This window comes from Kitasatospora sp. NPDC048540 (assembly GCF_040651175.1).
GTDB lineage: Bacteria > Actinomycetota > Actinomycetes > Streptomycetales > Streptomycetaceae > Kitasatospora.
In genome coordinates this window covers 25,929-51,504 of record NZ_JBEZIR010000016.1, presented here as the reverse complement: position 1 = coordinate 51,504, position 25,576 = coordinate 25,929, and the positions used below count along the sequence as shown (strand labels likewise).

The window sequence follows — 25,576 nt, the reverse complement described above, 5'->3', positions numbered from 1 at the left end:
CATACTGTCCCGCTCACCCTGGCGAGCATCGCACCGCTGATCGTCCACCCGCGCCACACCCTCCTGCGCACTACGGCGCGAGCGATACGACGGTACCGCCACGCGGGGGCAACCTCCGGGTAGCCACGAGCGAACAACCCTTCCCACATCTGTCCGCATCCGGTCGAACGCCCCCCTCCCGGAGGACGGACCGAGCGTCCCACGATCCAGAACCTGGTTTTTCCTTCTTCGTACGAATGCACCCCGCCCCGGCCCGGACGGGCTACCGTTGAGTAGGCCGCCCGGAGCACGGAGGGGGCAGGGGCCATGTCCGATCGCACCGCCCACCGGGACGCGCAGGTCCCCCGGCGGCTGCTGCGCGGCGAGGAGTCCGCACTCGGCGAGCTCTACGACCACCACGCGCCGCTGGTGCACGGCCTCGCCTGGCGGCTGCTGGACGACCAGGACGACGCCGAGCAGCTGACCCGCGAGGTGTTCGCCGGGGTCTGGCGGGCGCCGGAGTGCCTCGACCCGGCCCACGGCCCGCTGCGCGACCGGCTGGCCAGGCTCACCCGGCACCGGGCCGCCGAACTGCTGGCGGCCCGCCAGGACGACGGCCGGGCGGCCGCGGCCCGCGCCACCGCCGTCCGGGTGCGCGAACTGGTGGCCGCCCTCCCGCGGCCGCTGCCCGCCCCGACGCACCCGCACGCCCCGGCCGCGTCCGGCCGTCCCGGCTCCCTCGACTGCCTCGGCTCCCTCGGCGAATCGGACCTCGGCGCCCCGGACCCCGGCACTCCGGCCCCGGACGGCGCGCCCGATCCCGACGACTCGCTCGGGCCCGACGAAGCGCTGCGCCGCCAGGTGCTGGACTGGTGCCTGGCGCAGCGGCCCGCCCGCTGTCCCGTCCCGCCGTGGGCGGCGCCGTACGCGGCCGAGACGGCCAAGCTGGACGCCCTGCTGCGGGACCTCGGCCCCGGCGAGTGGCAGGAGGTGGCCGAACTGCCCTGGCACGGCGGGGTGCAGCGCTGGCGGCCCGCGGAGGTGGTCTGCCATCTGGCCGCCGTGGACGGCTATCTGACGCCCGCCCTCGGCCTGCCCGACCCGGTCCGGACACCGACGCCGCCCGGGCCGCGGCCGGCGGGACCGCCCCGGGTACCCGAGCAGGGCCGGCCCGACGACGTCCTCGGCCGGACCCGGAGCCTGATCGAGGCGCGGCGCGGCAGCGCGCCCGCCGAGGTGCGCGGGATGTGGCGGCGGCAGAGTCACGAGCTGCTCCGCGCGGCCGGTCTCGGTGCGGACGGCACGGCCCCGGTCGACTACGGTTCGGCCGTGCTGCCGCTGTCCGACGCCTTCCTGGACCGGGCGTTCGAGTGCTGGGTCCACGGGGACGACCTCGCCCGGGCGGTCGACTATCCGTACGCCCCGCCCGCGCCGCAGCACCTGCGGCTGCTGGTCGACCTGGCCGCCCGGATGCTGCCGTACCTGCTGGCCGCCCTGCGCGGTCCGGACCGGCCGGCCGGTGATCGCCGGCTGCTGCGGCTGGTGATCGACGGACCGGCGGCCGGCGAGTGGCGGATCCCGCTCGACGGGCTGCAGGACGACGGCGGGCCGCCGGTCGCCGAGATGGTGCTGGACGGCCTGGAGTTCTGCTACCTCGCCGCCGCCCACCGCGACCCGGACCTGCTCCCGGTCGGCCGGCACGGCGACCTGGCGGCGATCCGGGAGGTCCTGCACGCGGTGCCCCTGCTCTCCCGGCCCTGAGCGGCCGGCCGACGCCCGGAACAGGCCCGGACCGGACCGCGCCACCGGCCCGCCGCGGCGCCTACTCCGGCAGGCCGGTCTCCGCCGCCAGCAGTTCGGCGACCGACTGGCGGCGTCGGATCAGCCTGGCCCGGCCGCCGTCCACCAGCACCTCCGGCGCCAGCGGCCGCGAGTTGTAGAGCGAGGACATGCTGGCGCCGTACGCGCCGGTGTCGTGGAAGACCACCAGGTCGCCGATGTCCGCGCGGGGCAGCGGGACCGGTTCCACGTCCCCGCCCGCGGCCTGGGTGAACACGTCGCCGGACTCGCACAGCGGGCCGGCCAGCACGGTGTCCCGCAGGTCGGCGCGGCGGACCTCGCCGTCGGGGGCCAGCACCGAGGCGCGGTGGCTGCTGCCGTACATGGCGGGCCGCATCAGGTCGTTGAAGCCGGCGTCGACCAGCACGAAGTGGTTGCTGCCGACCGGCTTGTGGGCCCGCACCTCGGCCGCGAGCAGCCCTGCGCCGGCCACCAGGAAGCGGCCGGGCTCGATCTCCAGCCGCACCGGGTGGCCGAGTTCGGCGGCGATCTCGGCGCGCGCGGAGTCCCAGAGCCGGAAGTACCGGTCGGTGTCGACCTCGGGCTGCCCGGCGGCGTACGGGACGGACAGGCCGCCGCCGGCCGAGATCGCGCGGACGTCGCGTCCGCTGAGCCTGACCTGCTTGACCATGGTCTCGCAGACCGCCTCCAGGTGGCCGTAGTCCACCCCGGAGCCGATGTGCATGTGGAAGCCGACCAGGTCCAGCCGGTGGCGGTCGAGCAGGTCGAGGCTGTCGGCCAGGTGCTCGTGCCAGATGCCGTGCTTGCTCTGCTCGCCGCCGGTGTTGGTCTTGCGGCTGTGGCCGTGCCCGAAGCCCGGGTTGATCCGGATCCAGACCGGGTGGCCCGGGTTGGCCCGGCCGAGCTGTTCCAGCATCTGCGGGGAGCCCGCGTTGACCGGGATGCCCAGCTCGACCACCCGGTCGAGGGTCGGGCGGTCCAGCAGGTCCGCGGTGAAGACGATCGGGTCGTCCGGTCCGCCGGGCAGGTACCCGGCGGCGAGCGCGCGTTCGACCTCGCCGGCCGACACCGAGTCCACCAGGACGCCCTGTTCGCGCATCAGCCGCAGGATGTGGATGTTGGAGCAGGCCTTCTGCGCGAACCGGATCACGTCGAACTGCCGCAGCCGCTCGATCTGCGCGCGGATCGGCGCGGCCCCGTACAGCCAGACCGGGGTGCCGAACTCCTCGGCGATCCGGGCGATCCGGGGGCCGTCGAGGCCGCCGGGGAATTCGCCGTCCGGGGTCGCTGGTGAGGTCGTCATGGCAGGCAGTCCTCCGCACGGATCGTCAACTGGACCGAGCGCACCGCCGCCGTCGAATTCGGTGGCTCGCCGAATTCCGGCTCGATGGACGGGGACCGGCGGCACCCCCGTGGCGCGGCGCTTTCCCCCGTTCGGCGGCGGCCACGTTACCTCCGCCGACGGACCGGCGGGAAACCGGAGTTGACGCCGGCAGGAGCCGCCGGAGGGGGATTCTTCGGCGGCCCGGGTATCCGGGCGGAGCACTTCCGGAATACCGCTCGGCCGCGCGCACGAACAACGTCCCGCGGACCGCGGAAAAAGAAATCCTGCGGCTCGGGTGAAGGCGGACGGGGTCAGGCGAAGACGACGGTGCGGGCGCCGTTCAGCAGTACCCGGCGTTCGCTGTGCCACTTGACCGCGCGCGCCAGCGCCTGGCACTCGACGTCGCGGCCGAGGGCGACCAGCTGGTCCGGGGTGACGTCGTGGGTCACCCGCGCCACCTCCTGCTCGATGATCGGGCCCTCGTCCAGGTCGGCGGTGACGTAGTGCGCAGTGGCGCCGATCAGCTTCACGCCCCGGGCGTGCGCCTGGTGGTACGGCTTGGCGCCCTTGAAGCTCGGCAGGAAGGAGTGGTGGATGTTGATCACCCGGCCGGAGAGCTCCTTGCACAGCCGGTCGGACAGCACCTGCATGTACCGGGCCAGCACCACCAGGTCGACCCGCTGGTCGGCGACCAGGTCGAGCAGCTGCTGCTCGGCCTCGGCCTTGGTCTCCTTGGTGACCGGCAGGTGGTGGAACGGGATGCCGTAGGACTCGGTGAGCTCGCGGAAGTCGGTGTGGTTGGAGACCACGGCCGCGATCTCCACCGGCAGTGCGCCGATCCGGGTGCGGAACAGCAGGTCGTTCAGGCAGTGGCCGAACTTCGACACCATCAGCACCACCCGCATCCGCTCGGCGGTCGGGTGGATCTGCCAGTCCATCCGGAACGAGGCGCCGATCGCGGCGAAGCTGGCCCGCAGCTTCTCGGGGCTGACCGGCTGCTCGGCCGCGAAGTGCACCCGCATGAAGAACAGCCCGCTGTCGCCGTCCCCGAACTGCTGGCTGTCGATGATGTTGCAGCCGGTCATGAACAGGTAGCTGGAGACCGCGTGGACGATCCCCTGCTTGTCCGGGCAGGACAGCGTGAGGACGTACTGGACGGGGGCGGACTGCTCTTCCACGGTTGCGGTTCCCCTGGTTCTTCGGTGCGAGGACGGGTCCGGACCGGTTCGGGCACGGCCTGACCGTCCGGGCGGCGGACGGTCAAGCGTGTCACAGATCGACGGACGCCCGCCGCCACCGCCCGCACCGCGAGATCCGGCCGGGCCGCGGCCGTACGCGGCCCGGCGCCGCCCTACGCGGCCCGGGTGAGGATCCGCAGCACCTCGAGCGAGCGCGGCGCGGTGTCGGGGTCCTCCCCGTCGGCGGACGCCAGGTGGGCGTGGGCGGCCCGGGCCGCGGCGACCGCCTCGGGCCAGCCGGGGTGGGCGAGGTAGGCGGCGGCGGGCGCGTCAGCGCCTACCTCGTGCAGGATCCGCAGCACCGGCAGGACGGCGGCGTCCACCAGGGCGGCCTCGGTCTGGTCCCGCAGGACGGTGCCGACGTACTTCCCGGCGGGCCAGCGGTCCAGCCAGGTGTCCTCGACCAGGCGGTAGACGGCGTCGGTGACGTCGCCGTACCCCGGCCGGCCGGCCAGCCAGGTCTCCTGCTGGAAGGCGGGGTCGGACAGCATGTGCAGGGCCGACCGCAGCCGGGCTCGCCAGCGCCACCAGGGCAGGTCGTTCAAGGGCATGCCGCCCATCGTGCTCGACCGGTGCCCCGTTCGAGAAGAGGGTCGGGTGGACCGATACCGAGAATCCATGCTGTCGGACATGAGAATCGATCGTACGTTCCCACCTGTCATGACTTCTACACGCGTCACCCCTCGCTGTTCCACCCGCGTTGACCCGGCGTTCTTTTCCAGGCCCCCTCCGCTTGCCCGCCCCGGACAAGGCTGGTCCAGGCCACACCGGCGTACGGAGGCCAAGAACCCCGGGAAGGGCACACCGACATGACGCGGACCGCATCGGCCGACCGCCCACATCCGACCGCCCACCGGAGGGCCGCCACCGCACCGGCGGGCGCCCGGCGCCGCCGTACGGCCGGCGTGCTGGCCGCGACCGCGACGCTGCTGCCCGCGCTGCTGGCGACCTCCGCCTGCGGCGGACCGGCGGACGCCGCCGCCACCGCCGGCCACTCCGAGCCGACCGTGATGACCTGGGCGCCGTCCGGCACCGGCTCCACCGACCGGCCCGGCATGACCGCGCTGGCCGAGGCGATCGGCCGCGAGCTCAACGCCAAGGGCGGCCTCGACGGCCGCAAGCTGCGGGTCCTCACCTGCAACGAGCAGAACACCGCCGACGGCGCCGCCGCCTGCGCCCAGCAGGCGATCGACGCCCACGTGGTGGCCGTGATCGGCTCCTACAGCCAGTACGGCAGCGACTTCATGCCCGCGCTGGAGCGGGCCGGGATCCCGTACCTGGGCGGCTACGGGCTCTCCTCGCCCGAGTTCACCAGCCCGCTCTCCTACCCGGTGGCCGGCGGCAGCCCGGCGCTGGTCGCGGGCAGCGGCCGCCAGCTGGTCGAGGCGGGCTGCAAGACGGTCGCGCTGATCCGTCCCGACACCCGGGCCGGCGACACCCTGGTCAACTACCTCAGCGGCGCGCTGAAGCCCGCCAACGTGAAGCTGACCGACGTGCCCGCGCCGGAGAAGTCCAACAACTACACCGACTACGCCCGCCGGGCGATCGGCGACGACCGCCCGGGCAACTGCGTGATCAGCGCGCTCGGCTCCGAGCCCACCTCCAACCTGCTCGACCCGTACCGCCGGCTCGCCCCCAAGCACACCCAGCTGGCCTCGGTGATCGGCAGCTTCCAGCAGTCCGTGGTGGACTCCACCGGCGGCGACTCCGGCCCGCTGCACGGCGCCTACGCGACCGGCTGGTACCCGGCCGAGGCCTCCCCGGTCTGGGACGCGCTGCGGGCCACCGCCCACGGCTACGGCACCGGCGACGCCATGATCGACGTCTCCGACCCCGGGGTGCAGACCACCTGGGTCGCGTACGAGGTCTTCCGCCAGGCCGCCGCCCGGGCCGACCGGAGCAAGCCGCTGACCGCCCGCGCGCTGGCCAACGTGCTCGACAGCGGCGAACCGATCGACACCGGCGGCGCCACCCCGCCGCTCAGCTGGGGCCTGACCAACATGCTCCCGAGCGCCGACTCGCCGCGGCTGGTGAACACCTCGGTCACCTTCCAGCAGGTCCAGGGCGGCCGGCTGGTCGAGCAGCGCCAGGGCTTCGTGGACGTCCGCTGGGTGCTGGCGGGCGGCAAGCCGCCCGCGTGACGCCCGGCACGACGCCTCGCGCAGAACCCCGAAGGGGCGGTCCGGCCGCGGTGGCCGGGCCGCCCCTTCGGGTCGTGCCGTGACTCGGACGCCTCGCGGGACCGGGGGGACTACAGGTCGCCCTTCTCCCGGGTCGGCAGGCTGGTCTGGGTGGCGATGGCGTTCCACAGGTCGGAGGCCTGGGTCTTCGCGGTGGTGGCCGTCCCGCTGGCCGCGTTGCCGTTCTTGGCGTGCTGGTTCTCCGCCTGCTTGGCGGGGTCGCAGGCGGCGATGGAGTCGCCCGCCCAGGCCGCGTACTCCTTGTCGGCCGTGGACGAGGCCGTCCAGGCCTTCTGCAGCTGCTCCACCAGCTGCGGGCCGCTCGGCAGCTTGTCGACCTTCAGGGCGGCCAGGTCGGAGACCAGCTGGTCGCGCTGGGCGGCCGCCGCGGTCAGGCTGGTCTGCGCGTCCGGCAGCTTGTCGCACTTCTGCACCGAGCTGACCGCACCGATCACCGCCTGGCGGCTGGAGCTGGCCTTGCCGAGCAGGTCGGACATGGCCTTGGCCTGGGCCTGCATCTCCGGGGTGACCGCCGCCGGGCCGGCGCCGGCCGAGTTGCTGGTGACCGGCTTGGCGACCGGCGTCCCGGGCGTCTTGTCCTCACCGCCGCCGCTCATCAGCACCGCGACCAGGATGCCGGCCGCCGCACAGCCGGCCACCACACCGCCGATCACCAGCTTCTGCGAGGGGCGCTTGCCGCCGCCGGCCGGCGCGGCGCCGACCGGCTGGTAGCCGCCCGTCTGCTGGCCGCCGTAGGTCTGCGCGCCCGGCTCGTGGCCGCCGAAGGTCTGCTGACTGCCGAAGCCCTGCTGGCCACCGAAGGTCTGGCCGCCGAAGGTCTGCGGGGCGGCGGGCGGCGGGACGGCGCCCTGGGCACCGCCGAAGCCCTGCTGGCCGCCGTAGGACGGCTGGGCGCCGTACCCCGGCTGCTGGGGCGGCGCGGCCGGGTACGCCTGCGGGGCGCCGTAGCCGCCCTGGCCGCCCTGGAGGCCCTGCTGCTGCATCGGCAGTCCACCGCCGATGCTGGGCTCGCCGGCCGGGTACGGCGGCAGGTGCTGGGTCTCGGGCGCGGCCCCGGCCGCCGGACCGGCCTGCGGGCCGCCCTGCTGGCCGGGCTGCGGCGGTGCGCCCCAGTACTCGGGGGCGCCGCCGGGCGCCTGCTGCTGGGGCGGGACGGCCTGCTGCTGGGGCTGCCCGCCCTGCGGGTCCCCGGGCTGCCCGGCCGGCTCCGGCCGGAACAGGTCGTCCATGTTGAAATCGTTCGAGCTGGAGTACGAGCGGCGCTGGCTCAACGCGGTTCCTCACCTGTGCACGGCCCTGGGTCGGCCCGGGCCTCTCGGTTCCTCCGCGCGCTCGCTGACGGCGGACCACAACTTCTGGGCCACGCTACCGGTTCACCGCAACCGGTGACTACGCGGGCAGGCGTTCCCGTGCACCTGCCCGGTCCGCCCGCCCGGCGCCGCCGCCGCCGACCGGGCCCGGCCGTGGACGAACCGGGCCGGAGCCGGCGGCCGGCGCACCCGCAACCGCCCGGCCGCCGACCCCCGGGCCCCGTCCTCAGGCCGCCTCGCCCTCCGTCCTGGCGTGGAACTCCCGGACCGCCCGGTGCGCCCGGTACGGCTCCAGCCGGCTGCGGAAGTCGTCCAGGTACTCCACGCCCCGGTTGGAACGCAGGCCGCTCAGCAGCCGGACCGCCTCCGCCCCGGTCTGGCAGGCCCGCTCCAGGTCCCGCTGCTGGAGCTGGGCGGTGGCCAGCAGCACCAGGTCGACGGCGCGCCGGCGCACCCGGTGCGCGGGGTGCAGTTCGAGCGCCGTACGGGCGTAGTGCTCGGCCTTCTCGCCCTGCTGGAGGTCGCGGTGACAGTGCGCCAGCTCGTCCGCCAGGTAGGCCTCGTCGAAGTGCGCGATCCAGTCCGGGTCGTCCTCGGGGTTGCGCCGCTCCATCGCGGACAGCGCCTTGGCCGCCACCGCCTCGCAGGCCGCGGTGTCGCCGAGCAGCGCGTGGCCGCGCGCCTCGGCGGCGTAGAACATCGCCATCGCGGTCGGGGTGGCCACCGAGCGGGCGCCCTCCTGGGCGGCGCGGGCGAGTTGGGCGATCTCGCGCGGGTTGCCGAGGGTGGCGGCGAGGTGGCTCATCGAGGCCGCCAGCACGTACCCGCCGTAGCCGCGGTCGTCGGCGGCCTGGGCCAGCCGCAGCGCCTGGATGTAGTACCGCTGGGCGAGGCCCGGCTGGGCGGTGTCGACCGCCATGTAGCCGGCCAGCTCGGTCAGCCGGGCGACCGCGCCGAAGAGCTGACGGCCGGTCTCCTCCCGGTAGGCGCCGCCGAGGAAGCCGGAGACCACGCTGTTGAGGTAGTGCACCACCACCGGGCGCACGTGGCCGCTGCCGAACCGGTGGTCCAGGTCGACCAGCATCTGGGTGGTCGCCCGGATCGCGGCCACGTCGGCCAGCCCCACCCGGGTGCCGCCGGTCCTGGCCACCACCGGGTCGGGCGGGGTGATCAGCCAGTCCCGGCTGGGCTCGACCAGCGCCGAGGCGGCGACCGCGGCCCCGGCCAGGAAGTCCCGCCGGCCGACGTCGCTGCGCCACAGCTCGCAGACCTGCTCGAGGGCGGCCGGCAGGTTGGCGGCGAACTGCAGGCCCACGGCGGAGCTGAGGTTCTTGCCGTCGGCCATGCCGATCTCCTCGACCGTCACGCCGCGGCCGAGTTTGCGGCCGAGCGCCTCGGCGATCACCGCCGGCGCCTGGCCGCGCGGCTGCTGGCCGCGCAGCCAGCGGGCGACCGAGGTCTTGTCGTAGCGCAGGTCGAGTCCGTGCTCGGCGCCGCACAGGTTCACCCGGCGGGCGAGGCCCGCGTTGGAGCAGCCCGCCTCCTGGATGAGCTGCTGCAGCCGCTCGTTGGGCTCTCGTGCGACGAGTGGTCTCGCGGCCATTGGGCTTCGCCTCCCCTGCGCCACCCCGGCCGCGGGCCGGAGGACGTACGACTCTGGTGCTACCTTGCCGATGCGCCGCCCGGCAGCGGCATGGGCCCTGCCCGGGTACGGCGACACCAGCGCAATACCCACGGTGACGGATCCACTCCCCCTGCGCCCTGGTGAATGCACCAGTGCGCCCCTCCTGCGCCCGTTACGAGGACCGCCCGGGGTGGCCGGAAATCGCCCGGCTCACCGGTACGGGTGACATCTCCGGTACCGCGCCGACCGCCCCCCGTGCGCCCGTAACCCTGCCAACCGCCGGTAGTTGAGCAGCACGTGGAAGACACCCCAGGAGCCCCCGAGCAGGGCCTGCCCCCGCTCCTCATCGAAGCCGTCAGTTACGCCGAGGACCGCCACTGGGAGGTCGTCCCGGGGACGTGGCTGATCGACGGTGACGGCCCGGCCCGGTGCTCGTGCGGCGAACGGTGCGAGCTCCCCGGCGCGCACCCGGCCGGCGAGGACTGGCAGCGCCGGGCGAGCGCCGGTCCCGGGGTGGTGCGCCGCTGGTGGACCGAGAACCCGACGGCCTCGATCCTGCTGCCGACCGGCCGCGCGTTCGACGTGCTGGACGTGCCGGAGGTGGCGGGCTGCCTGGCGCTGGCCCGGATGGAGCGGATGGGGCTGCAGCTCGGTCCGGTGGTGGCGGTGCCGGCCTCGCCGGGGCAGGCCGGGCGCCGGCTGCACTTCCTGGTGCTGCCCGGGGTGCAGGCCAAGCTCCCGGAGATGCTCCGCCAGCTCGGCTGGGGGTCGGGGCGGCTCGATCTGACCGCCCGCGGCGACGGGGACTGGATCGTCGCGCCGCCGTCCCGGATCGGTCCGTACAGCTTCGCCCAGTGGGCCCGGCCGCCGTCCGCGCTGAACCGCTGGCTGCCCGACGCCGCCGAGCTGATCAACCCGCTGGCGTACGCGTGCGGGCGGGAGGCCCCGGCGTCCCGGCAGGCCGGGCAGCAGCGCGCCGCGGCGGTGCGCTGACGGCCGGCCCGGCCCGGCCCGCCCCTGACGGCCGCCCTGCACCCGACCGGGTGAGGGCGGGCCACGCGCGGGATCCCGCGCGCCTCACGACGGGCCCTGCCCCCCACCGGGGGCGGGGTCCGTCGGACGCGTGCACGGGATAAGAGACCGGTGTACCCGGTGATCGACTCCGAAAGCCCCTCGGACGAGTGACAGCGCTCAAGGATTGCGGAGATCTGCCGAGTGGGAGGAATTGCTCCGAGAGGGGAGCGGCCGAACCGGAGAGGAGATCAGGGCAGCAGGCGGTGCGGGAGAGCACGGCAGGGGGGTCAGGGGGTGTCCGACCGGGGGAGTGTCGGGCCGATGGTGTCGAAGGGGCGTTCGGTCGGGGAAGCCGAACGCGGCACCGGAGGCCGGGAGGGTTCGCGGTGCCCGCCGAGCTCGGGGTGGTCGGGCACCGCGAAGACAGGGAGTGACCGGGGGCGGGGCGGAGGGGCCCGGTGCACGGGGATGCGCCGGGCCCACCGGCCTGCCCGGCCGCCGGGACCGGCGCCCGGCGCCGCGGCCGCCGTCCGCTCAGGTCCTGCCGTCCGCCCGGGGTCCGCCGTCCGCCCGGGGCCGGCTCAGATCACCGCCACGAAGACGTGGCCCGCGATCTCCTTCGGCAGCTCGACCGCGTTGTCCCCGTCCCCGACCAGCACGCCGCCGACGCCGGCCGTCACCTGCACCGTCGCCCCGGGGCGCACTCCGGCCCGGCGCAGCGTGAGCATCAGGGCGCCGTCGGTCTGGATCGGCTCACCGATCCGGCGGACCACCACGGGGGTGGTCCGGTCGCCCACCGAGAGCGCCTCCAGGGTGGTCAGCGCGGCGTCGAAGCCCTCGCCCTCCGCCTTGGTGTCGCCGAGCTCGTCCAGGCCCGGGATCGGGTTCCCGTACGGGGACTGGGTGGGGTGGCCGAGCATGGCGAGCACCTTGCGCTCGACCGTCTCGCTCATCACGTGCTCCCAGCGACAGGCCTCCTCGTGCACCTGCTCCCACTCCAGGCCGATCACGTCGACCAGCAGGCACTCGGCGATCCGGTGCTTGCGCATGACCCGGACGGCCAGGCGGCGGCCCTCGTCGGTGAGCTCCAGGTGGCGGTCGCCCGCGACCTGCAGCAGGCCGTCGCGCTCCATCCGGCCGACGGTCTGGCTCACGGTCGGGCCGCTCTGTTCCAGCCGCTCGGCGATCCGGGCGCGCATCGGGGTGATGCCTTCTTCCTCCAGCTCCAGAATGGTGCGGAGGTACATCTCAGTGGTGTCGATCAGACCAGACATCGCCCCTGGCTCCCAATCCTCGGTGTCCTCACCGCCAATTCTGACGTACCGGAGAGACAACCGATGTCGCCGGGCGGCTATGCCCCCTGCTTTTGGTAGCTGTTGACAGCCGGCGGCCCCAGGCAGGACGGTGCTCGCCAGATCTTTCTCCATCCGCGGTCTGGACCACCGGGCCGCCCCGCCCCCGCTGGAGTTCCGATGACCGACCTGGTCGGACAGTATTTCGATGCCGCCGTGGCCCACCTCCAGCGGGTCCGGGCGGAGGAGGCCGGGGCGATCGAGGCCGCCGCCGGGCTGTTGGCCGACGCGGTGGCGGATGGTCGCCGAATCTTCACCTTCGGCGCCGGCCACTCCTCGCTGGCCGCCCAGGACGTGGTGTACCGGGCCGGCGGCCTGGTGGTGATCAACCTGTTGAACGTGCCAGGGATGACCGGCGTCAACGTGATGCCCGCACCGCTGGGCAGCGCCCTGGAGCGGGTCTCGGGGCTGGCCACCGCCACCTTGGACCTGACCCCGGCGGCCGAGGGGGACCTGCTCTTCCTGATCTCGCTCTCCGGCCGCCAGGTGATGCCGGTGGAGCTGGCCCGGCACGCCCGGTCCCGGGGGATGCGGGTGGTCGGGGTCACCTCGCTGGCGTATCCGGGCGAGGTCTCCTCCAACCACCCCTCGGGGACGTTCCTGAAGGACAACTGCGACGTGGTGCTGGACAGCAAGATCGCGGTCGGGGACGGCGAGCTGGCGCACCCCGCGGCCGGGGTGCCGTTCGGCTCGGTCTCCACCATCGTCACCAGCGCGCTGATGCAGGCCGTGGTGGCCTCGGCGGTGGGGCGGCTGGCCGAGGCCGGGATCACCCCGCCGCTGTTCCGCTCGGGCAACGTGGACGGCGGCACCGAGTGGAACGCCAAGGTGATGGCGGACAACGCGGACCGGATCCTGTACGCGTACTGACCCCAACCCCCGCTCCTGCACCAGCCGTTGACCCCGATGTCCGGTTACCGAGGCGTACCGGGGCCCGGGCCCGGGCAGTATCCAGCTGTTCGGGTCGAGGGACCGACGGGCGACACTGCGGCCGGGGGGCGGGATGGCAACGGGGGCGGCGCGATCGATCGGCTGGGTGCGCGAGGACGAACTGCTGCCGGAGATGTTCTGGGCCTCGGACTCCGCCTCGCTGCAGGGGCAGCGGCGCTCGGTGGCACTGTCCCGCTGGGAGCTGGTGCTGCTGGTGGTCGCGGCGGCCACCGGCTCGGCCGACGGCCGGCTGTGGGCCTGGACGGCCGCCTTCGCCTACCTGCTGACGCTGGCGATGGCGACGGTGGCGGCCCGGCAGAACCCGCAGCGGCTCTGGTACGACGGCCGGGCCATCGCCGAGTCGGTGAAGACGCTCTGCTGGAAGTACGCGGTGCAGGCCGACGCCTACCAGCCGCCGCCCAAGAAGCTGCCGGACGCCGAGCGGCTGTACGACGTGCAGCTCAAGGCGATCCTGGGTGAGTTCGAGACCCAGCAGGTGATCCCGGACATGTCCCGGATGGAGGCCGACCTGCAGACCTGGCGGGAGCCGGCCCGGCACCCTCAGATCACCGAGATGATGACCAGGCTGCGCGGCCAGCCGCTGGAGGTGCGCCGCGAGATCTACCTGCGGGAGCGGGTGCACGCGCAGCGCGAGTGGTACCGGGCCAAGGCGCAGCGCTGCCGCAACGCGGCCCGGCGGGCCGGGCGGCTGGCGATCGTGCTGCCGCTGCTGGGGCTGGCGCTGGCGGTGCTGCGGGCGCTGGGCTGGTTCAGCTACGACGCGCTGGGCACGGTGTCGGCGGTCGCCGCCTCGGTGTCCGCGTGGGCGCAGCTGCGGCAGTACCGGCCGCAGGCGGCGGCGTACGGGCTGGCCGCGGACGAGCTGGCCAAGGTGGAGGCCCAGCTCACCCAGCTGAAGCTGGACTCCGACCAGGCCGAGGACTACTGGGCGCGGCTGGCCCGGGACGCGGAGGACGCCATCTCGCGGGAGCACACCACCTGGCAGGCGCGGCGCGAGGTGCGGGGTCTGGACGCCGGCGGCTGACCGGGGGCCCGGCCCCCGGCCTGCTGCGCGGGCGACCTGTTCGGGACGACGACCGTTCGGGACGACTGTTCGGGACGACTGTTCGGCGGGCGGCCTGCCCGTCGGGCGACCTGTTCGGCGAAGGATCTGGAGGCAACCGGTGGTGGCACGGACGGTCGAGGCACCGGGCGGGCGTGCGCTGGCGGTGGAGGTCTCCGGGGACCAGCAGGGGTGTCCGGTGTTCCTGCTTCACGGGACGCCGGGCAGCCGGGTGGGGCCCGCCCCGCGCAGCAGTGTGCTGTCCCGGATGGGGGTGCGGCTGATCTCGTTCGACCGCCCGGGGTACGGCTACTCGGACCGGCTGCCGGGGCGGCGGGTGGCGGCGGCGGCGGAGGACGTGTTGGCCATCGCGGAGGACCTGGGCCTGGGCCGGTTCGCGGTCGCCGGGCGTTCCGGCGGCGGGCCGCACGCGCTGGCCTGCGCGGCGCTGCTGCCGGACCGGGTGACCCGGGTGGCGGCGCTGGTGAGCCTGGCACCGCGCAACGCGGAGGGGCTGGACTGGTACGGCGGGATGACCGCGTCCAATGTGCGGGAGTACCGGCAGGCGGAGCGCGGGTTGCTGCGGATCGCGGACACGTTCCAGCTGCGGTCGCGGGTGATCCGGCGGGACCCGGTCCAGTTGATCAAGGATCTGGTGCCGGAGCTGCCGCCCACCGACCGCTCGGTGGTGACGGATCCGGGGATCCGCCGGATGCTGCTGAGCACCTACCGGCAGGCGTTCCGGTACGGCGCCTTCGGCTGGATCGACGACGTGCTGGCGTTCACCACGGACTGGGGTTTCCGGGTGGAGGACATCCGGGTGCCGGTGCGGCTGTGGCACGGCGCGGACGACCAGTTCTCGCCGGTGGACCACTCGCACTGGCTGGCCGACAACATCCCCGGCGCCGAGCTGTACCTGGAGCCGGGCGCCGCGCACTTCGGCGCGTTCGAGGAGATCACCTCGACGCTGAAGTGGCTGGCCGACTGAGCGCGGGGAGACCGGTCCGGCACCCGGGGCTCAGCGGGCCGGGGTGAGCGGCTCCGCGCCGGCCAGGACGGCGAGCACGTTGTCGACGGCGAGGCCGCCCATGGCCTGCCGGGTGCGGACGGTCGCGCTGCCCAGGTGCGGGACCAGGACGGCCCGTTCCTGGGCGAGCAGCGCGGGGTGGACGGCGGGCTCGTGCTCGAAGTTGTCGACGGCGGCGGCGAACAGGTGGCCGGAGTCCAGGGCGGCGGCCAGCGCGGCCTCGTCGACCACCCCGGCGGTCATGCTGACCAGGACCGAGCCGGCCGGCATCCGGGCGATCCGCTCGGCGTCCAGCAGGTGCCGGGTGGCCGTGGTGAGCGGGCAGGTGACCACCAGCACCGGGGAGGCGGCGAGCAGGTCGTCCAGCGGCCGCCAGTCGGCGCCCTCGGCCTCGCCGGGCGGCAGCGGGGTGCGGTTGTGGTAGCCGACCGGCATGCCGAAGCCGGCCGCGCGGCGGGCCACCGCGCGGCCGATCCGGCCCATCCCGAGGATGCCGAGCGGGGTGCCGGTCAGCTCCAGGCCGAGCATGAAGGTGGGGGCCCAGGCCCACGGCCGGCCGGAGCGCAGCAGGCGTTCGCCCTCGCCGAGGCGGCGGGTGGCGGCCAGCAGCAGGGCCCAGGCGAGGTCGGCGGTGGCGTCGGTGAGGACGCCGGGGGTGTTGCTGACCGGGACGCCGCGCGCGGCGCAGGCGGCCAGGTCGATGTTGTGGGTGCCGACTGCGTGGTTGGCGACGATCCGCAGGCAGGGCCCGGCGGCGTCCAGGAACTCCTCGTCCACCCGGTCGTCCAGGGTGGTGATCACGGCCCGCCGGCCGGGCAGCGCGGCCAGCAGCCCGGCCCGGGTCATCGGCTGCTCGCTGTCGTGCAGGGTGTACGCGGCGGACGGCGCCAGCCGCTCCAGCACGCCGTCGGCGAGCCGCCGGGTGACGAGGACGGGGGGCACGGTGGTGTCGGTCATCAGGCCCGCAGGCTACACCGCCCGCGGGCCTGACGGCCGGTCACGCCCGGGGTCCGACCCGGCGGCGGATCACAGCGGCTGGGGTTCCAGGTCGCGGTTGATCCGGTGTCCCTCGCGGGCGGCGAACACGGTGGGGTGGTTCTCGTCGAAGAGGTCCAGCAGCACCGTCAGCGCCTGCTTGCGCAGGGCGTCCGCCTCCCGTTGGCGGCCCGCCTCGGCGAGCGTGGTGGCCAGGTTGACCTGGCAGACCACGGCGTCGGGGTGGGTGGGGCCGTAGCGGTTGACCAGGCCGGCGTGGGCGGTGCGGCCGAGTTCCTCGGCGCGCTGGAGCTGGCCGCTGTCGGCGTAGGCGTTGGCCAGGTTGATCATGGCGTTGAGGGTGTAGGGGTGGTCGGGGTCGAGCACCCGGGACAGTCCGGTCACGGCCTGTTCGCCGTGCCGGACGGCACCGGCCACGTCGTCGCTGCCGCGCAGGTAGATGGCCAGGTTGTTCTCGCAGGCCAGGGTGAACGGGTGGTCGTCGCCGAGCAGCCGGCGGTGCCCCTCGTAGGCGGCGGTGGCGATGTCGCGGGCGGTCTCCTTGTCGCCGGCGGCGCTGTGGTCGGCGGCCAGGTTGAGCTGGCAGGCGAGTGCCTCGGGGTTGTCGGTGCCGTACCGCTCGACGTAGCGCTGGTAGGTCTGTTCGGTGAGTTCGCGGGCCTTGGCGGTCTCCCCGGCCCGGCGCATCGAGACGGCCAGCGACTTGGCGTTGCGCAGGGTCTCCGGCAGGTCGGGGCCGAGGATCTCGGTGAACACGTCGGTGACCTCGCGCAGCAGTTCGGCGGAGCCCTTGTAGTCGCCCATCTCGCGCAGGTCGCGGGCCAGGTTGGCCTTGGTGGTGAGGGTGTACGGGTGGGTGGGGCCGAGCACGGCGGAGCGGCGTTCGAAGGTGTCCTGGTCGAGGTCGCGGGCGGCCCGGCTGTTGCCGACCATGCGGTGGTCGATGGCGAGGTTGTTGGCGACCGACAGGGTGCGGCCGTCGTCCTCGCCGAACAGCTCGACGAACTGGTTGTAGGTCTCCAGGTCGAGGGTGAGCGCGTCCTGGAAGCGGTTGAGGTACCGCAGGTCGGCGCCCATCGAGTTGGCGGTCATCAGGGTGAACGCGTTGTGCTCGCCGAGCAGTTCGCGCTGCCCCTCCAGGGTGGCCTGGTCGAGTTCCAGGGCGGCGTTGTACGAGCCCTTGGAGCGCAGCACGTTGGCCAGGTTGAAGCGCAGGCTGAGGATCTGGCGGAGCAGGAAGCGGCGCTCGCCGGGGTCGGCCTCGTCCTCGTAGCGTTCGGCCCAGGCCTGGTCGAGCTGGCGGGCGAGCTGCAGGGCCTGGTCGAGGTCGACGGTCTTCCACAGGTAGCGGACGCGGTCGATGAGCAGCTCGCGGACCTCGCGCTCGTCGCAGTCCTGGGCCCGGGAGGGGCCGAGGTGCGGCCAGATCTTCTCCAGGGTGGGCCAGTTCTCCGGGTTGTCGGTGTCGCCGAGCTGCGGGCGGGCGGCGGCCAGGATGCGGTGCACCTCGTGCATGGCGCTGTTCTGCTCGGCCTGCGACATGCCGCTGCGGACCACCGCCTGGACCAGCCGGTGGACCTGGAAGCTGCCGGCGTCGGTCTTGGCGAGGGCGTAGCGGCTGACCGCGCGGATCACCTTGCCGAGCATGAAGCTGTCGGTGAGCTCGGGGTCGAAGGGTTCCAGGGCCCGGCGCATCCGCTCGCTGTAGAAGAAGTGCTTGAGCGAGATCGGTTCGGGTGCGAAGAACGCGGACAGCTCCAGCAGCCGGACCGCGGCCGGGGACTGCTCGCGCAGCCGGGCGATCGAGACGTTCCAGGTCAGGCCGACCGGGGTCGGGTAGTCGGCGGGGGTCTCGCCGGCCGCCAGCACCTTGGTCGCCTCGGCCTGGAGCTGGGCGACGTAGGTGTCGACCGGGGTGCGGGTGGTCTCCAGCCAGGCGGCGGCGACCTCCACCGCGAGCGGCAGGTCGCCGAGCGCCTCGGCGACCCGGTCGGCCTCCTGCCGGGTCAGGCCGCGCACCCGCCGGGTGATGTGGTCGACGCTCTCGGCCCGGGTGAAGACGTCGACGCCGAGCACCCCGGCCTGCCCGGACCAGCCCTGGTTGCGGGAGGTGACCAGGATGTGGCCGGGCCCGTCCGGGAAGTAGGGGCGGATCCGGGCCGGCTCGTCCGCGTTGTCGAAGACCAGCAGCCAGCGGGAGGTGGGCGAGCCGCGGCGCAGCGCGTCGCGGGCGGTGTCGGCGGCCTCGGTGACGCTCTCGCCGGTGCGCAGGCCGAGCCGGCCGGCGAGTTCGGCGAAGGACTGGGCGGCGGACTCGGTCTGCTCGGCGTTGATCCACCAGACCAGGTCGTAGTGCGACATGTAGCGGTGCGCGTACTCCAGCGCGACCTGGGTCTTGCCGATGCCGCCGAGGCCGTAGAGCGTCTGCGGGGTGGGCAGGACCGCGGTCGGGCCGCCGACCAGCTGTTCGCGCAGGTCGTCCAGCACCTTGGTGCGGCCGGTGAAGGAGTGGTTGCGCTGCGGCACCGACCAGTAGGCGGGCTTGGCGCCGGGGAAGCGGGGGGCGTCGCTGCCGCGTTCGCCGAGGTCGGCCTCGGCCCGGCCGAGGGCGCGCAGCAGCGCCAGCACGGCCTCGCCCTCGTCGCGGCCGACCAGGTCGACCGGGTTGCGGTTGTTGTACGGCGCGGTGATGCGCACGTCCCCGACCCGGACCGGGATCATCTGGCGGCGGGCGCCGGCCGGGTCGGCGTTGACGGTCCGGCCCCACAGCGCCTGGGCCTGCGGGGAGGAGAGGTAGGCGGAGGAGAGCAGTGCGACGGTGCGGTAGGCGGAGTCGATGCCGCGTTCGGCGGCGGCCCGCGGGTTGGCGCCGACGCCGAGGTCCATCGACAGCACCCGGAAGCCGGCCCGGGTGAGCACCTCGGAGATCCAGTCGGCCCAGGCCCGGTCCTGCGGGACGTAGCTGAGGTAGAGGTCGGCGGGGGCGGTCGGCCGGCGGCGGACGAAGGCGGCGAGGTTGCGCAGCCGCAGGTCCTCGTCCATCGGCGGCAGCCCGGTGACCTGTCCGGAGGTGAGTTCGGCGGTCAGCCGCTCGCAGGCGGCGAGGATCGAGGCGGGCTGCTGCGGCAGGTCGCCGAACGGGGCGAGGATCTCCTCGTAGGCGTAGAACGGCCGGTACGGGATCTCCACCGAGGCCCAGTAGCGCAGCAGTTCGGACTGGCCGAGGCCGGCCGGCAGGCCGCCGAACTTGATCCTGGCGAGCGCCCGGCCGGCGTCCGCCTTCTCCTTCTCCCCCTCGTCGATCCGCATCGGCACCGGGAAGATCCGGATCCCGCGGGCCTCGTAGAGGCTGTCGATGGTGTGGGCGACCCGGGAGGCGCCGTCGATCGACTGGTCGCTGAGGGTGAAGCAGACCACCAGGTCGTCGGGCATCTCGACGGTGCAGATGTCGGCGGTGTCGGTGAGGCCGGTTCGGCTGTCGATCAGGACGTAGTCGTAGCGGCGCTTCATGTCGCGGCGCAGCGCCTCGATGAAGGCCGAGCCGTTGTGGGCCTCGTAGAGCAGGTCCCAGTCGATCCGGTTGCCGGTGCCGGAGTAGTCCCGGTTGAGCTGGCCGGCCGGGACGAAGTCCAGGCCGCCGTCGCCGGGGAAGTGCGGCCAGGCCAGCGAGACGGCGTGCGGGTGGATCCGGGCGAAGTCCTCGTGCCAGTTCGGGTCTCGGTCGAGCGGGCGGCGGGCCTCCTCCAGGTAGTCGGCGAACAGGTCCATGATGCCGGTGGTGCCGGCCACCACGTCCGGGTCGAGGAACGGCCGGAAGAACTGGTCGAGGCCGGGGGCTTCGAGGTCCCAGTCGACGGTGAGCACCCGGTGGCCGTTGGAGGCCAGGATCCAGGCCGTGTTGGCGAGCGCCATGGTGCGCCCGGTGCCGCCCTTGTACGAGTAGAAGGTGACGATCCGGCCGTGCCGGTCGTCATCTGTCCTGGCGTCGAAGTCCCGCTCGGTGCGGTGACCGGTGGCCCGCAGGCCCCTGGCCGGTGTCTCGGTCATGGCTCTCCTCCCCCACGGGCAGCCCGCCCGAGGCCGCCGTCCTCATCGCTGCCGTGTCCCTCGGTGTCCGGCCCGGTCGGCGGCTCACCGCCGTGGATCCCCAGCCGGAGGCTGGGCCTGCGCGGCCCGGTCCCGGGGGTCCGCGTCTCGCCGCGCTGTTCGAAGCCGTTGGTGGCCTGCATGACCGCCCGTTCGAGTTCGCCGCGGAACTCCTCCAGGCTGCCGGGTGTGCCGCCGGCCGGGCTGCGCAGCGTCGGCCGGTGGGCGCCGCGGCTGAGCCGCAGCACTTCCTCGCTCAGTCCGTTGAGCATCTCCTCGTCTCTTCGGCACTCCGGGTCCTCCGGGTTCCACGGCTCCAGCACGCTCACCCAGGGCAGGTTCTTGCGGTCCAACTGACGGATCTTACCGATTCGTTGACGATCCGTCAGGGCCCAGCGGTCGACCAGTAGCACGCTCGGGCCGGTCGGCTCCTCGGCCAGCAGCCGCTCCGCGTCGTCCTCGAACTCGGCCACCGTCGGGTCGAAGCCCATCCGGCGCGCCACCTCGGCCGCGTCCTCGGCCAGCGGACGGGCGGAGTGCGGCTGGTACGGCTGCCAGTCGAGCCGGCGGGCGCCGTAGCAGTCGGCGCTGCGCCCGGCGGGCAGTTCCCGGCGGCGCAGCGAGTAGACCGAGATCCGCACCCGGTCGGTGGGCGTCGGCGGCTCGAAGGCGCTGGGCTGGGACTCGAAGTCGGCCTGCTCGCCGAGCGGGATCACGGTGTGCCGGGCGACGTGGACGATCCGCTCGGCCAGCCGGTACACCGCGTTCTGGTACTGGGCCCGGTACGAGGCGATCTTCATCAGCGCGTACAGGCCCTCGGCCGCGTAGTCGCCGCCGAAGCTCTCGTGGCTGAACTGGAGCTCGCTGGCGACCCGGGGCAGCGGGTAGTGGTTCATCGCGACCCAGAGCACCGGGACGATCCCGGTGTGCCGCTCGCCGCCGGCCCGGCGCTGGTACACCGGGCGCTGGCTGAACAGCTGCCACTCCTTGCCGCAGGCCTGGCTGGCGAAGTAGCGCGGCGAGTAGAGCGGGACGAACACCCGGCAGTTGGCCAGTTCGGCGGAGAGCCGCTCGGCCCACTTCTGCCCCTGGTGCATCGAGCGGTCCATGAAGCCCACCGGGTGCCCGGAGGGCGCGTCGGTGAGCTGGAAGATGGCTTCGCAGAGGTCGTTGTAGAGCTGGGCCACCCAGATGTTCGGGTCGCCCGAACTCCTGTTCCCGGCCCGCGGAATGTGCGCGTAGCTGAGAAAAAAATAGGGTCGCTGGTCCCTGCCGCCGTCCCCCTGGCTGTTCAAGACGCGCCTCCCCCGAGACTTCCGGCCTGTTGACTGCCCGGCCGCATCCGCGACCGTACCGGCGTACTCGGCCGGCCGCCCCGCCCCACCCCCGCTCCCAGTAGCCCCCGGGCTGCTTCGCCACCCCACAAAGGGACTTCAGTGTAGGAAGGTCAGGTTCCCGAATGGAATAGGGCCGCGCCGCACAATCCGTGACTGAGGGTCAACTCCAGCGGTTACGCAGCCATTTGTTCACGTGGTCGACCGCATCGGGGATCGGCAGCAGAAAACTCGCCGCGTCGCCGAACCGGCCCCGCACCACCCCCGGCAGCTCCTCGGCCAGGACCTCGCCGAGCGCCTCGAAGTGCCGCACCTCCAGGCGCAGCGCGTCGAAGTGCACCCACTGCCGCCGCTGCCGCTCGTCCCTGACCACGCAGCCGTAGCGCTGCGTCACCTGCTCGGGCTGCCAGTACTCGGCGAGGTGGAACGGCGTGCAGCACCACAGCGGCACGCCCACCAGCAGGGCCCGGGCGCCGTCCTGGTACAGCCGGTGGGTCGGCGAGTCCTCGCCGAGGTGGCAGCGCAGCTCGTGCCCGGCCGTCAGCAGCCCGGCCTTGGGCCCCAGCGCCGTGAACGAGGTCTGCGGATGGGCGCTGCGCACCGCGCCCGGCGTGGTGCGGACCTCCTCCGCGATCCGGCCCATGCTCGGCGAGGCGGGCGTGGTGTCCCGGTCGAACGGCGGCATCGCGGCCCGGAACGCCCGCAGCCGCTCCGGGTCCAGACCGCCGGTCCGGGCGGCGTCCAGCGGTGAGGTGTCGGAGTTCTCCGGCGTCGCGGTGTACACCACCAGGGTGCCCTGCGGGCCGAGCACCTCCCGCAGCGCCGCGACCACCGCCGCCGAGCCGCCGCGGACCGCGCCGATCGCCCGGGTGGAGGACTGCACCAGCAGGGTCTCGCCGGCCCGGACGCCCAGCGTGCGCAGATCGGCGGCCAGCGTCTCTACGGAGTACAACGGGGCCTCCCCGGCAGCCGTCATGGTCGGTCGGTGGATCGTGGTGGGCCGCGGTCGTACCGCGGTGGACCGCGTGGCGGGCCGCGGCCCGGGCGCGGGCCCCCGCCGCGGTCCGGCCGGGGCAGGCCGGGGGCCGGGGAGGGGCGAGGGGGCGCCGGGGTCCGGTCAGGTACCGGCCGGGGCCGTCCGTCCGCTGCGGGCCCGCCACCGCGCCAGGTTCTCGGCCGCCGCCTCGCGGGCCCGCCGCTCGGCCTGCTCCCCGACCGGCACGGCCAGCCAGGGCTCCGCGGTCGCCCGCATCCCGGCCGCGAACCGCTCACCGAGCGCGGTCAGCGAGCCGGAGCCGGCCAGCACCGCCACCGAGTCCACCGTGTGCGCCCGCCAGGTGGCCAGCTGCAGCCGGGCGGCGTCGGCGGCGTCACTGCGCAGGCCGTCGTACGCCCGGACCCGGGTGGCCCAGAACTCGGTCACCGCGAGGTGTGCGTAGGTGCCCTGGAGCAGGCCCTCCAGCGGGCGCGGGTCCGGCCGCCAGGGGGCGTGGAACAGCCGGTCGTCGGCCGGGTCGTACAGGTCGTGGAAGTCCAGTACCGCGCCCAGCTTGACGTGCTGGAACTCGTGCGCGACCAGCAGCGCGAGGATCGGCGCGGTGGCCGGCCGGGCGATCCCGACCGCGCCGAACGCCTGCCGGGAGGCGGCGCTGATGTCGCGCCCTTCCGGGCCTGCGGTGAGCGGGGTGACGGTGCCGAGCCCGGCCCGGATGCCCGGCGCGTAGCCGGGCAGGTCCCGGCGGATCAGCTCCCAGGCCTCCTGCAGCGGGCCGGCCCAGTCGAGCACCTCGGCCCCGGTCAGCCGCCCGGCGACCGGCCACTGGTGGCTGTCGCGCTGCGGGTCGGTGTCCTCCAGGGCGACCGTCCAGCCGCCCGCCAGGACGAGCCGGCGCACCGGCTGCCAGGGGCCGCCCTCCGCGGTGTCCGGGGTGTTCGGGGTGTTCGGGGTGTCCCAGTCGATCCGCAGCGGCGCGGCGGCCGTGCGGACGGTGAAGCCCCCGGCGTCACCGGTCACCCGCGCGGTGGCGCCGGCCCGGTCCAGCAGGACCCGGCCGAGGCCGGGCAGCCGGAGCGCGCCCTCGTGGACCGGCAGCTCCAGCTCGAAGTCCACCCCGGCCCGCAGCGCGGCCACCGCGGCGGTCCCGGCGAGCGCGCCGAGGTCCGCGCCCGGCTCACCGTTCAGGCAGCGCACCGCCCAGGCGCGGACGTACGGGTGGGCGAGCGCCGCGTCCAGCGCCCGGGGGGCCTTCGCGTCCAGCGCGGTCAGCAGTTCCCAGGCCTCGGCGGTCTCCGCCCGGCCGGCCGCGACGGCCGCCAGCAGCCGCCGGGTCAGGCCGAGTTGGGCGGCGGCGAGGGCGGTGACGGTCGGTGCGCTGCCGTAGCCGTGCGCCAGTTCGTCCAACTGGGCCTCGGTGAGCACCGGTTCGACGGGGACGCTCTGCTCCGGGATGCCCGCCGGGCCGGGGGCCAGGTCGCGAATCGTGGTGATCAGCTTCATGAGGTCCCCGCAGAAGACGGACGGATTGGCGAAGCCACTGCCGTCGCCCCGGTAGCGGTGCGCATACAGGCCACCTCCGCAGGAGCGGACGACGGGGCAGGCACGGCAGTCGGTGCTCAGCCCGGCGAGACCGGACTGCCGCTCCATCATGCCCGGGTGGCGCGCGACTTCATCCAGGGAGTGGGCGAAGATGTCGAAACCGGTCGCGGGTGCGCCGTCGTACGCCGTCTTCAGGCTGTCGGCCTGCTCGAGTTCGCCGTCGGTCTCGATCACCACCAGATCGGCCGGGTCGAGGCCCAGGGACTCGGTCAGGCTGGTCCTTCCGCGCAGCGTGCGGTGGACCGACTCGAAGATCCGGACCGGTACCGGGCGGCCGGCCGCCGTCCAGCGGTCGTAGACGGCGATCAGCCAGTCCGCGTAGGGCGTTCGGCCCATCCCGGGGGGGCGTTTCGGCGGAGTGTCCCAGGTCGCGTGGGGCAGCAGGAAGTCGATCCGGGGCGGCTCGAGCTCGATCAGCGCATCCAGCACGGCGGCCGGGTCGTTCTCGACGTCGATGGTGCACAGCAGTCCGGCGTACAGGTGCCGGAACTCGCTCTCGCGCAGCAGTGCGACCGCCGCCAGCACCTTGGCGTGGCTGCTGCGGCCGTCGGCGAACCGGCGGTGCCGGTCGTTGGCGGCGCGGTCGCCGTCCAGCGAGATGCCGACCTTGATCCCGACCTGGTCGAAGAGGCGGCAGAACTCGCGGTCGAGCAGCACCCCGTTGGTGTGGATCCGCAGGTCCAGGGTGCATCCCACGGGCAGGGCGGCGCGCAGGAGTTCGGCGGCCCGACGCAGTCGCGCCGGGCCGGCCAGCAGGGGTTCCCCGCCGTGCAGGACCACGTGGACGGCCGGCAACCGGTGCGCACGGGCGTGCTCCCCGATCCGCTCGGCGGCCTTGGCCAGCACCTCGTCACTCGCGTGCCTGGGGCGCCCGCGCCAACTGGTGTCCGCATGTTCGTAGACATAGCAGTGGTCGCAGGCAAGGTCACAGCGACTGTGCACCTTCAGCACGAACTGCCTGAAGGGGACCGGGGTGAGGGTCATCGAGGTGGGGGGCCGTCGTCAGGGACGCACAGGAGTCCGGGGAACCGATTCTTCCCTCTCAGATGGAGGACTGGAAGGCGGCGACCGGGACCTGGCCGCGGGCCCCGCCCGGGAGCGCCCGGGAGAGCTGGGCGGCGAGCTCCTCGACACCCAGGGCGGCGAGGTCGGCCAGGGAGAGCCGGGTCGCGTCGAAATGATCGTCCGTCAGGTTCTCGGCGGGCTTGGCGGCAAGTGTGATGGTCATGGCGATGCCCCTCTTTTAGGCTTGCGCGATGGAGACCAGTTAGGTGACTTGCACTCAGATGCCGATGACGGAGGCCGTCGACGGTGGCGGGCCACTGCGACACGAGTCCAAGAAGACCATGCTAGGACACCGCCGCCGCTGCGAGCGCGCCCAGAGGTCAACGCACCCGCCGGATCTCCCGGGGAGCCCGCGGCGACCACTCGTTCAGCCGAAGCGCGCCCGCCGGGCCGGCCGGCAGGCGCCCTGACCGGCCCCGATCGCCACCCCGGGCCGACGCCCCGACGGCCTTCGCGTCACCATGGATTGACGCAGCGTCAGAACGCCAGGCCCCCGCCATGGACCGCCACCCGCAACGCCCCGGTTCCCGCCCGCGGACACAATCACCCGTCCGGAGGAACAGCGCCCCCGGCGACCCCCCGACAGCCCCTCCGCGGCCCCTCGGCGGCCTCTCCGCGATCCCGGAACGGGCCGGCC

General features: G+C 74.2%; 18 protein-coding genes. 6 read left to right on the top strand and 12 right to left on the bottom strand.

Features of this window, described 5'->3' with window-relative positions; genetic code table 11:
* The first annotated feature begins 306 nt into the window (after positions 1-306).
* Positions 307-1,740: a sigma factor gene (locus AB0D08_RS09475; protein WP_359887291.1), complete on the top strand. Its 1,434-nt coding sequence runs from the start codon at positions 307-309 to the stop codon at positions 1,738-1,740.
* Between the two features lie 61 nt (positions 1,741-1,801).
* Here AB0D08_RS09475 and lysA read toward each other — a convergent pair whose 3' ends face one another.
* The 3 genes from lysA to AB0D08_RS09460 all read right to left on the bottom strand — a co-directional run bounded on the left by lysA (position 1,802) and on the right by AB0D08_RS09460 (position 4,901).
* Positions 1,802-3,082 carry a diaminopimelate decarboxylase gene (gene lysA, locus AB0D08_RS09470; RefSeq protein WP_359887289.1) on the bottom strand — a complete coding sequence of 427 codons (1,281 nt, stop codon included), beginning with the start codon at positions 3,080-3,082 and terminating at the stop codon, positions 1,802-1,804.
* A gap of 332 nt (positions 3,083-3,414) precedes the next feature.
* Complete coding sequence (gene purU, locus AB0D08_RS09465) at positions 3,415-4,281, bottom strand: formyltetrahydrofolate deformylase (protein WP_033821702.1); 867 nt, start codon at positions 4,279-4,281, stop codon at positions 3,415-3,417.
* A 173-nt stretch (positions 4,282-4,454) separates the two neighbouring features.
* The gene (locus AB0D08_RS09460; protein ID WP_033821703.1) at positions 4,455-4,901 is read right to left on the bottom strand and encodes a hypothetical protein; all 447 of its coding nucleotides are present in this window, start codon (positions 4,899-4,901) and stop codon (positions 4,455-4,457) included.
* 249 nt (positions 4,902-5,150) lie between these two features.
* Here AB0D08_RS09460 and AB0D08_RS09455 point away from each other — a divergent pair, with 249 nt between their 5' ends.
* Positions 5,151-6,482 carry an ABC transporter substrate-binding protein gene (locus AB0D08_RS09455; RefSeq protein ID WP_082526698.1) on the top strand — a complete coding sequence of 444 codons (1,332 nt, stop codon included), beginning with the start codon at positions 5,151-5,153 and terminating at the stop codon, positions 6,480-6,482.
* A 110-nt stretch (positions 6,483-6,592) separates the two neighbouring features.
* On the opposite strand, the gene AB0D08_RS09450 is transcribed toward AB0D08_RS09455, so the two are convergent.
* Entirely contained in the window at positions 6,593-7,813 is a 1,221-nt protein-coding gene (locus AB0D08_RS09450) for a hypothetical protein (RefSeq protein WP_359887286.1), read from the bottom strand.
* Between the two features lie 265 nt (positions 7,814-8,078).
* Positions 8,079-9,455, bottom strand: a complete 1,377-nt coding sequence (locus AB0D08_RS09445; RefSeq protein ID WP_033821704.1) for a hypothetical protein — start codon at positions 9,453-9,455, stop codon at positions 8,079-8,081.
* A gap of 318 nt (positions 9,456-9,773) precedes the next feature.
* On the opposite strand from AB0D08_RS09445, the gene AB0D08_RS09440 reads away from it, so the two are divergent.
* The gene (locus AB0D08_RS09440) at positions 9,774-10,469 is read left to right on the top strand and encodes a bifunctional DNA primase/polymerase (protein WP_033821705.1); all 696 of its coding nucleotides are present in this window, start codon (positions 9,774-9,776) and stop codon (positions 10,467-10,469) included.
* A gap of 602 nt (positions 10,470-11,071) precedes the next feature.
* On the opposite strand, the gene AB0D08_RS09435 is transcribed toward AB0D08_RS09440, so the two are convergent.
* Positions 11,072-11,764: a metal-dependent transcriptional regulator gene (locus tag AB0D08_RS09435; protein ID WP_033820550.1), complete on the bottom strand. Its 693-nt coding sequence runs from the start codon at positions 11,762-11,764 to the stop codon at positions 11,072-11,074.
* A gap of 198 nt (positions 11,765-11,962) precedes the next feature.
* On the opposite strand from AB0D08_RS09435, the gene AB0D08_RS09430 reads away from it, so the two are divergent.
* The 3 genes from AB0D08_RS09430 to AB0D08_RS09420 all read left to right on the top strand — a co-directional run bounded on the left by AB0D08_RS09430 (position 11,963) and on the right by AB0D08_RS09420 (position 14,823).
* Positions 11,963-12,712, top strand: a complete 750-nt coding sequence (locus tag AB0D08_RS09430) for an SIS domain-containing protein (protein WP_359887283.1) — start codon at positions 11,963-11,965, stop codon at positions 12,710-12,712.
* Between the two features lie 166 nt (positions 12,713-12,878).
* Entirely contained in the window at positions 12,879-13,817 is a 939-nt protein-coding gene (locus AB0D08_RS09425) for a DUF4231 domain-containing protein (RefSeq protein WP_033820548.1), read from the top strand.
* A gap of 142 nt (positions 13,818-13,959) precedes the next feature.
* Positions 13,960-14,823 carry an alpha/beta hydrolase gene (locus tag AB0D08_RS09420; RefSeq protein WP_033820553.1) on the top strand — a complete coding sequence of 288 codons (864 nt, stop codon included), beginning with the start codon at positions 13,960-13,962 and terminating at the stop codon, positions 14,821-14,823.
* Positions 14,824-14,853: 30 nt separating this feature from the next.
* On the opposite strand, the gene AB0D08_RS09415 is transcribed toward AB0D08_RS09420, so the two are convergent.
* From AB0D08_RS09415 to fxsA, 6 genes are all read right to left on the bottom strand, one after another.
* Positions 14,854-15,819, bottom strand: a complete 966-nt coding sequence (locus AB0D08_RS09415; RefSeq protein WP_033820547.1) for a D-glycerate dehydrogenase — start codon at positions 15,817-15,819, stop codon at positions 14,854-14,856.
* Between the two features lie 69 nt (positions 15,820-15,888).
* Positions 15,889-19,905 carry an FxSxx-COOH system tetratricopeptide repeat protein gene (fxsT, locus tag AB0D08_RS09410; protein ID WP_359887280.1) on the bottom strand — a complete coding sequence of 1,339 codons (4,017 nt, stop codon included), beginning with the start codon at positions 19,903-19,905 and terminating at the stop codon, positions 15,889-15,891.
* Positions 19,902-21,239 (bottom strand): TIR-like protein FxsC, encoded by a 1,338-nt coding sequence (locus AB0D08_RS09405; RefSeq protein WP_149038153.1) that lies wholly within the window; start codon positions 21,237-21,239, stop codon positions 19,902-19,904. The genes fxsT and AB0D08_RS09405 overlap by 4 nt, the downstream gene beginning before the upstream one ends.
* A 202-nt stretch (positions 21,240-21,441) precedes the next feature.
* Complete coding sequence (locus AB0D08_RS09400; RefSeq protein WP_359887277.1) at positions 21,442-22,230, bottom strand: AAC(3) family N-acetyltransferase; 789 nt, start codon at positions 22,228-22,230, stop codon at positions 21,442-21,444.
* A 165-nt stretch (positions 22,231-22,395) separates the two neighbouring features.
* Positions 22,396-24,858, bottom strand: coding sequence for an FxsB family cyclophane-forming radical SAM/SPASM peptide maturase (locus AB0D08_RS09395; RefSeq protein WP_359887274.1), 2,463 nt, complete (start codon positions 24,856-24,858; stop codon positions 22,396-22,398).
* A gap of 58 nt (positions 24,859-24,916) precedes the next feature.
* Entirely contained in the window at positions 24,917-25,102 is a 186-nt protein-coding gene (fxsA, locus tag AB0D08_RS09390; RefSeq protein ID WP_033817858.1) for an FxSxx-COOH cyclophane-containing RiPP peptide, read from the bottom strand.
* Between the last annotated feature and the right edge of the window lie 474 nt (positions 25,103-25,576).